Source organism: Lapillicoccus sp. (assembly GCF_046595215.1).
In the GTDB taxonomy this organism is placed as follows: Bacteria; Actinomycetota; Actinomycetes; order Actinomycetales; family Dermatophilaceae; genus Lapillicoccus.
Map to the genome: position 1 here is coordinate 16,851 of NZ_JBKJPP010000074.1, position 11,892 is coordinate 28,742.

Consider the following 11,892-nt stretch of genomic DNA (forward strand, 5'->3'; position numbering starts at 1 on the left):
CCGTATGCCGCCGACGTCAGCCCCGCCCCCCGCGCCGCGGTTGCGCGCCCTCGTCGTCGACGACGAGGCGCCGACACTGGCCGAGCTGACCTACCTCCTGCGCCAGGACGACCGGATCGGCACCCTCCACACGGCGATGTCGGGCACCGAGGCGCTGCGGGCCCTCGAGACCCACACCGTCGACGTCGTCTTCTGCGACATCTCGATGCCGGGCCTGGACGGGCTCGACCTGGCCAAGGTCCTCGCCCGGTTCGCGGAGCGGCCTCAGGTCGTCTTCGTCACGGCCTACGAGGAGCACGCCGTTGACGCGTTCGAGCTGGAGGCGACCGACTACGTCATGAAGCCGGTCCGGGCCGAGCGGCTCGCGGAAGCGGTGCGCAGGGTCGTCGTCCAGCATGCCGACCCCTCCACCCCACCGTCGGCGAGGCCGGCCGCGGACGACGAGACGATTCCCGTCGAGCTCGGGGGGGTGACGCGGTTCATCCAGCGCAGTCGGATCCGTTTCGCCAAGGCCCACGGGGACTACGCCCGGCTCTATACCGATGACGGTTCCCACCTCGTGCGGATCTCGCTCAACGCCCTCGAAGAGCGTTGGGGTGAGCACGGGTTCGTTCGGATCCACCGCTCGACCCTCGTGTCCCTGGCCCACGTCAGCGCGGTCTCGATGGACGGCGGCCGGTGCCTCGTGCGGGTGGGTGAGGATGAGCTCCAGGTGAGCCGGCGCCACACCCGGACCCTCCGGGAGCGCCTCGTGCGCACGGCCCCGAGATGAGCTCCGCACCACCGACCGGGCCGGTCCGCCGGGTCCGGATCACCTCCCCTCGAAGGGAGGCACGGCGGCGCGCGGCGCATCGCCCGGCGACCCAGGAGCTCGCCGAGCAGACCGGCCTCGGCGAGGTCTACCTCTCGGCGCTCCTGCGGGCCCAGCTGCGCCTCTCCCTCGCGATCCTCCTCTTCGTCGGCGCCGTCGTCCTCGGGTTGCCAGCGATGTTCCTGCTGCTGCCGGCGACCCGGCACCTCGAGGTGGGCCCGCTCCCGTTGCCCTGGCTCGCCGTCGGCGTGTTGATCTATCCCGTCGTCGCGATCGCCGCCCGGATCTACGTCCACCAGTCGGAGCGGATCGAACGCGAGTTCACCGACCTCATGGCGCGGCTGTGAACGGCCCGGCAGGCATCGTCGCGATCAGCGTCGTCTGTCTCCTAACCCTGGTCATCGGCGCCTTCGGGCTGCGGCTGTCGCGCACCACGAGCGACTTCTACGTCGCCGGCCGCAGCGTCAGCCCGGGGTGGAACGCGTCGGCCATCGGCGGCGAATACCTTTCTGCTGCCTCGTTCCTCGGGGTGGCGGGGCTCGTCTACTCGCTCGGGGTGGACATGCTGTGGTTCCCGGTCGGCTACACCGTGGGCTACCTCGTCCTGCTCGTCCTCGTCGCGGCCCCGCTGCGCCGTTCGGGTGCCTACACGCTGCCCGACTTCGCCGAGGCCCGGCTGGAGTCGAAGCAGGTCCGATCGCTCGCGTCCGTCCTCGTCGTCGGCATCGGCTGGCTCTACCTCCTGCCGCAGTTCCAGGGGGCCGGCCTCGCGCTGAGCACGGTCACCGGCGCCCCTCCCGGCCTCGGCAGCCTCATCGTGGCGGTCGTCGTGCTGGCCAACGTCGTCGCCGGCGGGATGCGCTCGATCACCCTCGTCCAGGCCGTCCAGTACTGGATCAAGCTCACGGCGATCTCCGTCCCGGCCTTCGTGCTCCTCGCGATCTGGGTGCGCAGCGGTCACCCGGCACCAGGAGTGGCCCCCGGGGCCGGTGGCGCGGCCTGGGGTGACGCCCTGTCGGGCTACGGCGGACGGGACCACCCCGTCTACTCCACCTACAGCACGATCCTCGCCCTGTGCTTCGGGACGATGGGCCTGCCCCACGTGCTCGTGCGCTTCTACACCAACCCCGACGGCCGGGCGGCACGGCGCACGACACTGGTCGTCATCGCTCTCCTCGGGCTGTTCTACGTCTTCACCCCGGTCTACGGCGTCCTCGGGCGCGTGTACCTCCCGACGCTGCCCGCGGCCGTCCGACCGGACTCGGTCACCCTGCTCCTGCCCCAGGCGATGACCCCCGGGCTGCTGGGGACCCTGCTCTCCGCCGTCCTCGCCGGCGGCGCCTTCGCCGCGTTCCTCTCCACGGCTTCGGGGCTGACGATCTCCGTCGCCGGCGTCATCGACCAGGACCTGCTCGACCCGCGCCTGCACCGGATGTCCGGCGGTGACGTGTCGCGCATCCAGACCTTCCGGCTCGCCGCCGTGGTCGCCGTGATCCTCCCGTATGCCGCAAGCTGGCTCACGCCGAACGTCAGCCTCGCGGACACCGTCGGTCTCGCCTTCGCCGTGGCCGCCTCCACCTTCTGCCCCCTGCTCATCCTCGGAGTGTGGTGGCGTCGCCTCTCCGTCCCCGGAGCGGCAGCAGGGCTCCTCACCGGAGGGGTGCTCGCGCTCGGCGCCACGACCATCACCGTCCTCGGTGGCGTGTCCTCCACCGGACACGGCTGGCTCGGCGCACTGCTGGCCCAGCCAGCGGCCTGGACCATGCCGACGGCCTTCCTCGTCGCCATCGTCGTGTCGCTCGCGACCCCTTCGCGGATCCCGGCCGGGACCTCCCGCACGATGGTCCGACTGCATGCCCCCGAGGCGGTCAGCGGCCCCGCCACCACCGCCTGAGCCTGCCAGCGCCGGTCAGATCCAGCCGCGTCTGGTCGCCAGGATGGCCGGCTCGAACCGGCTGCCCGCGCCCAGCCTCTCCGTGACGTCGGCGCCCATCCTGCGCACGGTGCGCACCGAGACATCGACGTTGTGGGCACACGCCTCGTCCTTGTGCCCCTGGGCGAGCATCTTGATGAGGCCGCGCTCGCTCGGCGTGAGCGGGGAGGGGCTCGCAGCGGCCTCCCCGAAGGGATCCACGGCACGCTCCCAGTGCAGGTCGAGAGGGCCGAGACCGCCGCGATCAGCCCCTTCCCGTGCAGCACCACGGCACCGACGGAGGGATCGGCCGGGTCCTGGGCGAGGAGGGCCACGTCGTCGTCGACGATGAGCAGGCGCAGCGGCAGGGTCGGGGTCGTCCGGATCTGCGCGCCGCTCTCGCGGAACCACGCAAGGTGGGCCATGAACCTCCGGTCCGAGCGCACGCTGTCGAGGCCGATGCTCCGGACCGTCACCCCGCGATCGAGGAGCGCCCGGTCGGACACCCGGGCCTCCTCGAGAGCCGGGCGCGAGGGTCGGTTCGTCACGAACGTCCGCACCTGGGACTCGACCTCACCGACGAGCTCGGCCAGTCGGCTCACCACCGCCCCCCGCAGGGAGGGTGTCGGGGTGCTCGTCGACGTCTCGACCGCCGAGGCCGCCACGGCCCTCGCCGCCGACCTCGTCTCGGCAGGGTTGCCGCTCTGCGAGCTGCGCCCCGAGGGGCGGGGCCTGGCCGAGGTCGTCCACGACCTCCTCGCGGGCGACGAGCGCGCGGGCACCCAATGGCTGCCGTCGTCATCCGGGCCGAGGTGCGACGAGCCGTGCGGTCCCGCCCTGTTGGCCTCGCCCTCGTCCTGTCCCTTACGGCCACCGTGGTCGTCGGATACCTGGCGGTGCGAGCCCTGCTCGGTCTCGTCGACGGATCCGACGGCCCGAGCCCGGCCGAGATCAGCTCCCGGATCGGCGAGCTCAAGCCGGCCCGCCTTCGCGAGGGCATGGCCACGGTGACCTCCCAGACGCTTCCCGTGGTGGCCCTCATCTGTGGGGGACTGCTCGTGCGGGGGGACCACCGCGACCACGTCCTGAGGCTGCTCGTCGGGAGGGGTCCCTCCCGCCGCGCGGTCGCCGTCGGCAAGATCGCCGCCTTGGCCGTCCTCTCCGTCGTGGCGTCGACCCTCACCACGGCCGCTGCTCTGGTCTGCGCCGTTGTCCTGTCTCAGGGCACACCGCGTTGGGTCCTCACGTCACCCGGTGATCTCACCGTGCTGGTATCAGTGGGAGCCGCGTCATGGTTGGTCTGGTCGCTGCTCGGCCTCTGCGCCTCGGTGCTCCTGCGCTCGGGCCATGCCGCGCCCGTGGCGGCTGTGGTCTGGCTCCTCACGAGCGGACCGGTCCTGGCCCTGGCCGCCCAAGGAGGCCCAGCCGGGCCTCTGCACCGGCTCAGCCCCGCGACAGCGGTCCACGAACTGCTCCTGGGCACGGCCGGCACTGTCGGCCACGCGGCGGCCGTCCTCGGTGCTGCGACCACCCTCCTCGTCGCGGCCACGGTGACCACGATGTGTCGGACCCGCGTCGACTGACCGTTCGGCGCGGCCGCCACACCGCTCGGCGCAGAGCCTCGTCCCGCTGGGCGACACCCCATCCCACCTGGCGCGCGGTGTCTTCCCACGGCATACCCGTCAGCCCCACCCTGATGAGGTCCGCGGGAGCAGCCTGCGGCCAGACACCCCGGAGGTGCCACCGTGAGCAACGCCGCTCCCGACATCAGTGAAGAACACGCCGAGAGATACCTTGACGTCGCCCAGTCACAGGAGTTCCAGGACCTGCGCCGCAGGTTCCGCAAGTTCGTCTTCCCGACCACCGCGTTCTTCCTGACGTGGTACTTCCTCTACGTCATCCTCGCCGCGTTCGCCCCGGCGTTCATGTCGACCAAGGTCGTGGGGAACATCAACATCGGGCTGATCTTCGGCCTGCTCCAGTTCGTGTCGACGTTCGCCATCACCATCGCCTACGTCCGCTGGGCTGACCGCAACTTCGACCCCGCGGCAGACAGGCTGCGGGACCACATGGAGAGGGGCCAGCTGTGAGTGCCCTCGTGCCCATGGCCACCAACGTCGGGAACCCGACGGTCAACATCGCGATCTTCGTGGTGTTCGTCCTCATCACGCTCGGCATCGTCATCAAGGTCGCGGCCAAGAACTCCTCCGCCGCGGACTTCTACGCCGGTGGCCGCGCGTTCACCGGCCCGCAGAACGGCATCGCCATCTCGGGCGACTACCTCTCTGCCGCATCGTTCCTCGGCATCGCCGGGGCCATCGCGGTCAACGGGTACGACGGGTTCCTCTACTCCATCGGCTTCCTCGTCGCCTGGCTCGTCGCGCTCCTGCTCGTCGCCGAGCTGCTGCGCAACACCGGCCGCTTCACCATGGCCGACGTCCTGTCGTTCCGGCTCAAGCAGCGCCCCGTGCGCACCGCCGCAGCCATCTCGACCCTCGTCGTCTGCTTCTTCTACCTCGTGGCCCAGATGGCCGGAGCCGGCGGTCTCGTCTCGCTCCTGCTCGGCATCGACGGCAAGGTTGCCCAGAGCGTGGTCATCGCCGTCGTCGGCGTGATCATGGTCATCTATGTGCTCGTCGGTGGCATGAAGGGCACGACGTGGGTCCAGATCGTCAAGGCGGTCCTGCTCATCATCGGCGCGTTCGTCATGACCGTGTGGGTCCTCGGCAAGTACGGGTTCAACCTGTCCTCCCTCTTCCAGGGAGCGGTCGACAAGGCCGGCAGCGGGGCGATCCTCAACCCGATGAAGCAGTACGGCGCCTCGTCGACGTCGAAGATCGACTTCCTCTCCCTCTCGCTCGCCCTGGTGCTGGGCACCGCCGGACTGCCCCACGTGCTGATGCGCTTCTACACGGTGCCGACCTCCAAGGCGGCCCGTAAGTCGGTGGAGTGGGCCATCTGGCTCATCGGCCTCTTCTACCTGCTCACCCTCGTCCTCGGCTACGGCGCCGCCGCACTCGTCGGGGCCGACAAGATCAAGGCTGCCCCCGGTGGAGCCAACTCCGCGGCGCCCCTGCTTGCGTTTGAGCTGGGTGGCGAGATCCTCCTCGGCCTCATCTCCGCGGTGGCGTTCGCGACAATCCTCGCGGTCGTCGCCGGGCTGACCATCACCGCCAGTGCGTCCTTCGCCCACGACGTCTACGCCAGCGTCATCAAGCGGGGCAAGGTCAGCGCGGACTCCGAGGTGAAGGTCGCCCGGATCACGGCACTCGTCATCGGGGCGGTCGCCATCATCGGCGGCATCTTCGCCAACGGGCAGAACATCGCCTTCCTCGTCGCCCTGGCCTTCGCCATCGCGGCGAGCGCCAACCTGCCGACGATCCTCTACTCCCTGTTCTGGAAGAGGTTCAACACCCGGGGCGCCCTGTTCAGCATCTACGGCGGTCTGATCAGCGCGGTGACGCTGATCATCTTCAGCCCCGTCGTCTCCGGCAAGGCCGTTGTCGCGGCCACGGGCAAGAGCGCGTCGATGATCACCGACCCGAGTATCGACTTCCACCTGTTCCCGCTCGACAACCCGGGCCTGGTGTCCATCCCGCTCGGCTTCCTGCTCGGCTACATCGGGACGATCACCTCCCGTGAGCACAACGAGGCCAAGTATGCCGAGATGGAGGTCCGCTCCCTGACCGGCGCGGGCGCGGAGAAGGCCACCGTCGAGCACTGATCGGACGGCGGGCTCCCCGACCTCACAACTGCACCGCCTCACCGCAACGCCCTCGGCCCCCCCCGGGACCGGGGGCGCTGCGCTGGGCACGGACCTCAAACTTCCATGGTGCCACCGCGAAAGTGGAACAATGACGAGGTCGTCATCGCGACCGGTGTCACACCGGCAGCGGCACGGTACGGCTGTTTCTCCCTGTGAAAGGGGACGCCGCCATGAGACCTCGTCACCGCACCCGCATCCTCGGCTCGTCGATCATCGCCCTCCTCCTCGCGCTGGCCTCGGCCCTGACCCTCACGACGTCGACAGCCGAGGCAGCCCCCGCCTGCGGCATCACCTGGGGCTCGCTCACCAAGGCCGCGGGCAGCCTGTTGCCCACCAGTCAGATCACCGGTGTCAGATCCGGTCGGCACCACTGCTACGACCGCCTCGTCATCGACCTGCGCGGGTCGCTCAGCGGCTACTCGGTGTCCTACGTTGGCACCGTCCTCACCGAGGGTGGTGGCTTCCCCGTCGCCCTCCGGGGCGGAGCGAGACTGGCGGTCGTCGTCAAGGCGCCGACCTTCGACATCAACACCGGGCAGCCGACCTACAGCCCGGCCGATCCGCGCGAGCTGAGCCCCGTCTCCGGCTTCCGGACCTTCCGTCAGGTCGCCGACGCCGGGTCGCTCGAGGGCCAGACGACGATCGGCCTCGGGGTCCGAGCACGACTGCCCTTCCGCGTCTTCGTCCTGGCCGGACCCGGCACCGGCTCGCGGCTGGTCGTCGACGTCGCCCACCACTGGTGACCGCCTGAGCATCTCCCCCGCGCCATCGGGGGAGATCCTCCGGTGTCAACCGAGCAAGAGATCTCGACGTCTACATGGTGTCCCGAAAGGAGGACACCATGACACCTCGTCAGCTCTCCCCCCTCGTCCGCTGGACCGCGAGCGCCGGCATCATCGCCCTGTCCCTCGCGATGGCGCCGGCAGCGGTCGCCCAGGCTCCGACCGCCGCGGCCGCCCCGTCCTGCTCCGTCTCGTGGGGCTCCGTCGACAAGACCTCTGGAGGTCTCTCGGCCGCTGCCTCGATCACGAACGTCCGGTCCGGCCGGCACGCCTGCTACGACCGCCTCGTCGTCAACCTCTCAGGCCGGCTGACGGGCTACTCGGTGAAGTACGTCAACACCGTCTTCGCCGACGGCAGCGGCTTTCCCGTGAGCCTTCGGGGCGGGGCCAGGCTCCAGGTCGTGGTCATGGCCCCCAGCTACGACACCGCGGGCCTCGCGACCTTCAAGCCGGCCAACCGCAGCGAGCTGACGAACGTGTCCGGCTTCTCGACCTTCCGTCAGGTCGCCGACGGGGGCTCCTTCGAAGGTCAGACGACGATCGGGCTCGGGGTCCGCGCGCGGCTTCCCTACCGGGCGTTCATCCTCTCCGGACCCGGGAACGCCTCGCGATTGGTGATCGACGTCGCCCACCGCTGGTGACCCGCGCGTCCCGACCATCGCCGCGGACCACGCCGCGGTCCGGACGGAATCTCAGGATGCGAGCCCACTGAGGAGACCCCACCATGGGCAGGGTCGGAGGCACCGTCGCCGTCGACCCTGCCCAACCACCCACTGGGAGCTCGCATGTCACGCCTCGTCCTCCGCCGCCGCGCCGCCCTCACCGTCGCCTCGATCGCCGTCGCCTCCACCGCCCTGCTCGGGAGCACCGCGTCGGTGGCGTCCGCGCACCGCAACGACCCGCCGTCCCCACCGTCGACACCCTCGACACCCGTGCCGATCCTCACCCCTGACGGTCAGCTGATGAGCTACATCGTCAACGCGGGGGAGCCCGAGCGCAGCGACGAGACTCAGGATGGCGCGAAGGACGCCGAAGGCTCCTCCTCCAAGGGGTCCGGTCGCGACCGGGCCGAGCTCACCAGACGCGTCGAGCGGGCCGTCGTCCGGGCCGGTGGCGTCGTCGTCCAGTCGTGGCCCCAGATCGGCGTCGTCGTCGCCCACTCCGAGCGGGCGGCGTTCCGGGCCGATGTGGTGCGCTACGGCGAGCACGCGGTCGAGTCCGTCGGCGCCAGCCGCACGGTCGCCGTCTCGGAGGGCACCCCGGCCGCAGTCCCCACGACGTGGGGTCGCTCGCTCGCCGCGGCCCGCACCGCAGGGGCGAGGGTCACCAAGGACGTCACCACCGAGAGCGTCGCCGCCGTCGCCCCCGACCCCCGCGAGAGCGAGCAGTGGGACAACGTCCAGATCAAGGCCGACCAGGCCCACCAGGTCACCGACGGGTCGCGCAAGGTGATCGTCGGGGTCCTCGACAGCGGCATCGACGGAACCCATCCCGACCTCAGGGCCAACCTCGACGTCGCCGACTCGGTGAACTGCTCGGACGCCGGCCGACCGGATCTCTCCGCCACCGGCTGGCTCGACAACAAGGGGCCCGGCGGCTATCACGGCACCCACGTCGCCGGCACGATCGGCGCCGCCCGCAACGGGATCGGCATCGTCGGCGTGGCCCCCAACGTCCGCCTCGCGTCGGTGAAGGTCGTCAACAACGACGGGTTCATCTACCCGGAATACGCCGTGTGCGGCTTCATCTGGGCCGGACTCAAGGACATGGACGTGACGAACAACAGCTACTTCGTCGATCCCTTCGAGTTCTACTGCGAGGACCAGCCCGACCAGTATGCCGCGAAGGAGGCCGTCCGCCGTGCCGTCGCGTGGTCGACCCGTCGCGGCGTCGTGCACGCAGCGGCGGCCGGCAACGCAGCCACCGACCTCTCGAACAACACCACCGACAACGGCAGCCCGGACGACTCCACTCCGGTCCACCGCACCATCAACAGCGGGTGCCACGACATCCCGACCGAGCTGCCGGGTGTCGTCACCGTATCGGCCACGACGCAGAGCACGGCACTGGCGTCGTTCTCCAACCGCGGCCTCGGCGTCATCGACGTCGCGGCCCCGGGTCGACGGATCCTCTCCACGCTGCCCCTGACCACGGCGCCGACCGGTTACGGGGTGCTGAGCGGCACCTCGATGGCCTCGCCGCACGTGGCGGGAGTGCTGGCCTTGATGAAGTCGGCGCACCCCACCTGGAAGCCGGCCCAGCTGGTGGCGAAGGTGCGCGCCCAGGCGGACGACCACGCCTGCGCCGCAGCCGAGAACAACGTCGGGCCGGCCTGCGTCGGCCCGGTGCTCGACAACAGCTTCTACGGCGAGGGCATCGTCGATGCCCTCGACGCGGTGCGCTGAGCCGCGGTCAGCGGTCAGCGGTCGGCGCGGGCCAGGGCAGCCGCGTCCAGGTCGGCGGCGACCTCCGGGCGCGGTGCGGTCCCGCCGGCCGCCGCGGGCAGCCACCAGCGGTCGTGGTGGCTGCGCGGGTGGTCCGGATAGGTCGACACGGCCTCGTCGAGCAGGCCCTGGAGCCGGATGCGCAGCTCGGCAGTCACCTCGTCGGGGGTGGCATCCGGCAGGGGGTGGATGGGCGCACCGACGAGGACGGTCAGGGCCTTGCCCCGGCGCAGGCTCCACCTCGGGCCGGCTGTGAAGATGCGTTGGCCGCCCCAGACGATGACGGGGACGAGCGGCACCTGCTCCCAGATCGCGATGGCCGCCGCACCGCGTTTGACGTCCTTCAGGGTCCACGAGCGGCTGATCGTGGCCTCCGGGAAGACGCCGACGACCTCACCGGCCCGCACCTTCTTGACGGCCTGCCGCAGGGCCACCTCGCCATGCCGGCGGTCGACGGGGACGTGGCCCATCGCGCGCATCACGGTGCCGACCGGACGGTGGTGGAAGACCGGCTCCTTGGCGAGGAAGCGCACGAACCGGCCCCTGTCGCTCCCGGCGAGCCCAACGAACATGAAGTCGAGGAAGGACACGTGGTTGCTGGCGAGCACGGCCGCTCCCCTGGTCGGCACGTGCTCGAGCCCGCGCACCTCGAACCGCAGCCCGAGCGCCCGGAAGAGCAGACGGCATACCGCGATCACGATCCGGTAGGTGAGGTCGCTCATACTCCATTGTTCGTCACGGGGGCCCGAACGGTTTGGGCGCCCGTTCGTCGCGGATTACGTCCGCCTGACGGACATCGGATCGCCCGCACTTGTCGTGCATGGCGCCGAAGGGGTTGAGTAGGCGTCGGACCCCTCGCCCCGCACCGACGCAGGAGGATGCACGTGTCGAACCAGACGCTCGAGAACCTCGGCCGCGAAGACCGATCGTTTCCACCCAGCCCCGAGTTCACGGCCCAGGCCAACGGCACGGAGGCCCTGTATGCCGCTGCCGAGGCGGACTACGAGGGGTTCTGGGCCGAGCAGGCCCGCAGCTACCTGAGCTGGAGCAAGGACTTCACCCAGGTCCTGGACTGGAGCAAGGCCCCGTTCGCGACCTGGTTCGCCGACGGCGAGCTCAACGCGGCATACAACTGCGTCGACCGGCACGTCGAGGCCGGCAACGGCGACCGTGTCGCCATCCACTTCGTCGGTGAGCCGGAGGGCGACACCCGCGACATCACCTACGCCGAGCTGCACTCCGAGGTGATGAGGGCGGCCAACGCCCTCCAGGACCTCGGCGTCGTCAAGGGCGACACCGTCGCGATCTACCTCCCGATGATCCCGGAGGCGGCCGTCGCGATGCTGGCCTGCGCCCGCATCGGCGCACCGCACTCGGTGGTCTTCGGCGGGTTCTCCGCCGAGGCGCTCAACTCGCGCCTCCTCGACGTCAAGGCCAAGGTCGTCATCACCGCCGACGGTGGCTACCGCCGCGGCGCGCCTGCCGCCCTCAAGCCGGCCGTCGACGAGGCACTCACCAAGACCAAGACCTCGGTCGAGCACGTCCTGGTGGTCAGGCGCACCGGCCAGGACGTCGCGTGGAACGAGCGCGACCTGTGGTGGGACGAGGCCCTCGCGGCCGCGGGCGAGACCCATGAGGCCGTCGGCCACGAGGCCGAGCACCCGCTCTTCATCCTCTACACGTCGGGGACGACGGGCAAGCCCAAGGGCATCTTCCACACGACGGGCGGATACCTCACCCAGGCGGCATACACCAGCTCGGTCGTCCACGACCTCCACCCGGAGACCGACGTCTACTGGTGCACCGCCGACATCGGCTGGGTCACGGGGCACAGTTACATCTGCTACGGCCCGCTGCAGAATGGAGCAACGGTCGTGATGTATGAGGGCGCTCCCAACTGGCCCGATGAAGGCCGGTTCTGGGAGATCATCGAAAAGTACCGCGTCTCCATATTCTACACCGCCCCCACGGCGATTCGCGCTTTCATCAAGTGGGGCGATCACTGGCCGGCCAAGCACGACCTGTCGAGCCTGCGGCTGCTCGGCACCGTCGGCGAGCCGATCAACCCCGAAGCCTGGATGTGGTATCACAAGGTCATTGGCGGCGAGCGGTGCCCGATTGTCGACACCTGGTGGCAGACGGAAACGGGAGCCATCATGCTCAGCCCGCTCCCCGGC

General features: G+C 70.4%; 12 protein-coding genes. 10 read left to right on the plus strand and 2 right to left on the minus strand.

Annotated elements, in window-relative coordinates:
• The first annotated feature begins 4 nt into the window (after positions 1–4).
• From ACLL9L_RS06180 to ACLL9L_RS06190, 3 genes are read left to right on the plus strand one after another with little or no spacing between them, the layout of a single operon-like run.
• On the plus strand, positions 5–772 hold the full coding sequence (locus tag ACLL9L_RS06180; RefSeq protein WP_411283766.1) for a LytR/AlgR family response regulator transcription factor: 768 nt from the start codon (positions 5–7) through the stop codon (positions 770–772).
• A complete protein-coding gene (locus tag ACLL9L_RS06185; RefSeq protein ID WP_411283767.1) occupies positions 769–1,158 on the plus strand; it encodes a hypothetical protein in 390 nt (129 codons plus the stop codon). The genes ACLL9L_RS06180 and ACLL9L_RS06185 overlap by 4 nt, the downstream gene beginning before the upstream one ends.
• Positions 1,155–2,705 (plus strand): cation acetate symporter, encoded by a 1,551-nt coding sequence (locus tag ACLL9L_RS06190; protein WP_411283768.1) that lies wholly within the window; start codon positions 1,155–1,157, stop codon positions 2,703–2,705. Before ACLL9L_RS06185 ends, ACLL9L_RS06190 begins: the two co-directional genes overlap by 4 nt.
• A 15-nt stretch (positions 2,706–2,720) precedes the next feature.
• Here the strand turns inward: ACLL9L_RS06190 and ACLL9L_RS06195 are convergent, their stop codons facing one another.
• Positions 2,721–2,945, minus strand: a complete 225-nt coding sequence (locus ACLL9L_RS06195; protein WP_411283769.1) for a LuxR C-terminal-related transcriptional regulator — start codon at positions 2,943–2,945, stop codon at positions 2,721–2,723.
• Positions 2,946–3,508: 563 nt separating this feature from the next.
• On the opposite strand from ACLL9L_RS06195, the gene ACLL9L_RS06200 reads away from it, so the two are divergent.
• The 6 genes from ACLL9L_RS06200 (at position 3,509) to ACLL9L_RS06225 (ending at position 9,676) form a co-directional block, all read left to right on the plus strand.
• Positions 3,509–4,306: a hypothetical protein gene (locus tag ACLL9L_RS06200; RefSeq protein ID WP_411283770.1), complete on the plus strand. Its 798-nt coding sequence runs from the start codon at positions 3,509–3,511 to the stop codon at positions 4,304–4,306.
• Positions 4,307–4,468: 162 nt separating this feature from the next.
• Positions 4,469–4,813 carry a DUF485 domain-containing protein gene (locus ACLL9L_RS06205; RefSeq protein ID WP_411283771.1) on the plus strand — a complete coding sequence of 115 codons (345 nt, stop codon included), beginning with the start codon at positions 4,469–4,471 and terminating at the stop codon, positions 4,811–4,813.
• 14 nt (positions 4,814–4,827) lie between these two features.
• Positions 4,828–6,447 (plus strand): cation acetate symporter, encoded by a 1,620-nt coding sequence (locus ACLL9L_RS06210; RefSeq protein WP_411283772.1) that lies wholly within the window; start codon positions 4,828–4,830, stop codon positions 6,445–6,447.
• Positions 6,448–6,659: 212 nt separating this feature from the next.
• Positions 6,660–7,232 carry a hypothetical protein gene (locus ACLL9L_RS06215; protein WP_411283773.1) on the plus strand — a complete coding sequence of 191 codons (573 nt, stop codon included), beginning with the start codon at positions 6,660–6,662 and terminating at the stop codon, positions 7,230–7,232.
• A gap of 98 nt (positions 7,233–7,330) precedes the next feature.
• Positions 7,331–7,912, plus strand: a complete 582-nt coding sequence (locus ACLL9L_RS06220) for a hypothetical protein (protein WP_411283774.1) — start codon at positions 7,331–7,333, stop codon at positions 7,910–7,912.
• Positions 7,913–8,056: 144 nt separating this feature from the next.
• Entirely contained in the window at positions 8,057–9,676 is a 1,620-nt protein-coding gene (locus tag ACLL9L_RS06225) for a S8 family serine peptidase (RefSeq protein ID WP_411283775.1), read from the plus strand.
• A gap of 14 nt (positions 9,677–9,690) precedes the next feature.
• Here ACLL9L_RS06225 and ACLL9L_RS06230 read toward each other — a convergent pair whose 3' ends face one another.
• Entirely contained in the window at positions 9,691–10,437 is a 747-nt protein-coding gene (locus ACLL9L_RS06230; RefSeq protein WP_411283776.1) for a lysophospholipid acyltransferase family protein, read from the minus strand.
• Positions 10,438–10,593: 156 nt separating this feature from the next.
• On the opposite strand from ACLL9L_RS06230, the gene ACLL9L_RS06235 reads away from it, so the two are divergent.
• Positions 10,594–11,892 (plus strand): acetate--CoA ligase (locus ACLL9L_RS06235; RefSeq protein ID WP_411283777.1); only part of this gene is annotated, 1,299 nt, incomplete at its 3' end.

Excerpts from the sequence above, each read along its gene's own strand:
- ACLL9L_RS06215 (WP_411283773.1), top strand. The coding sequence starts at position 6,660 with ATGAGACCTCGTCACCGCACCCGCATCCTCGGCTCGTCGATCATCGCC.
- ACLL9L_RS06200 (WP_411283770.1), top strand. The coding sequence starts at position 3,509 with ATGGCTGCCGTCGTCATCCGGGCCGAGGTGCGACGAGCCGTGCGGTCC.
- ACLL9L_RS06220 (WP_411283774.1), top strand. The coding sequence starts at position 7,331 with ATGACACCTCGTCAGCTCTCCCCCCTCGTCCGCTGGACCGCGAGCGCC.
- ACLL9L_RS06180 (WP_411283766.1), top strand. The coding sequence starts at position 5 with ATGCCGCCGACGTCAGCCCCGCCCCCCGCGCCGCGGTTGCGCGCCCTC.
- ACLL9L_RS06185 (WP_411283767.1), top strand. The coding sequence starts at position 769 with ATGAGCTCCGCACCACCGACCGGGCCGGTCCGCCGGGTCCGGATCACC.
- ACLL9L_RS06230 (WP_411283776.1), bottom strand. The coding sequence starts at position 10,437 with ATGAGCGACCTCACCTACCGGATCGTGATCGCGGTATGCCGTCTGCTC.
- ACLL9L_RS06225 (WP_411283775.1), top strand. The coding sequence starts at position 8,057 with ATGTCACGCCTCGTCCTCCGCCGCCGCGCCGCCCTCACCGTCGCCTCG.
- ACLL9L_RS06210 (WP_411283772.1), top strand. The coding sequence starts at position 4,828 with ATGGCCACCAACGTCGGGAACCCGACGGTCAACATCGCGATCTTCGTG.